The 708-nt window shown below is 51.8% G+C and carries 1 protein-coding gene; it reads left to right on the plus strand.

Annotated features, from left to right (window positions below):
• Positions 1 to 708, plus strand: a 708-nt coding sequence (locus tag PPL9_RS10680; RefSeq protein ID WP_200962252.1) for an FG-GAP repeat protein, incomplete at both ends; no start/stop codon positions are given.

Genomic DNA, 708 nt, shown 5'->3' on the forward strand with positions numbered 1-708 from the left:
AGAAGGAAATGCCGGGAGCCAGTTTGGCAGTGCAGTTGCGATTAGTAATAATGGGATTATTGTCAGCGGAGCACCGCAGAGTTCTGGTGAGGGGCTTTTTAAAGCAGGATCTGTTGAAGTCTTCGTGCCGCTTGAAAGTGGTGGCTATGAGGGCATAACCTTGACAGCTCCGGATGGAGCAACAAGTGCATTCTTCGGTTCAACTGTGTCCGTCAACGATGCAGGCCTGGTGATCGTCGGAGCTTCTGGTGATGATGACCACGGCTCACAAAGTGGGTCGGTCTATGTCTATCAGCCTGATGACACAGGGAACTATCAGGCTCCAGTCAAACTTACGTTACCTGATGGTCTGCCTTATGATCAGTTTGGCACATCCGTGACAACCAATGAGGCTGGTGTCATTGTTATTGGCGCGCAGGGCACAGATGGAACTAGTGCCGAAGCCGGATCCGTTTATGTTTATATTCCAACAGGGCAGGGGGAATACGGCACTCCGATCCAGCTGACAGCTTCTGATGCTACCACCCGGGATGGTTTTGGCAATTCTGTTGCCATCAATGAAGCCGGTGTGATCGTTGTTGGCGCCAGCATGGATGATGCAAGCGCTTCTGCCGCAGGTTCCGTCTATGTTTATGTCCCAGATGGTCAGGGCGGTTACACACAAACCAAGCTGATTGCTGCCGATGGGGCATTAGGTGACATGTTTGG

The organism is Pseudovibrio sp. POLY-S9 (assembly GCF_001431305.1).
In the GTDB taxonomy this organism is placed as follows: Bacteria; Pseudomonadota; Alphaproteobacteria; order Rhizobiales; family Stappiaceae; genus Pseudovibrio.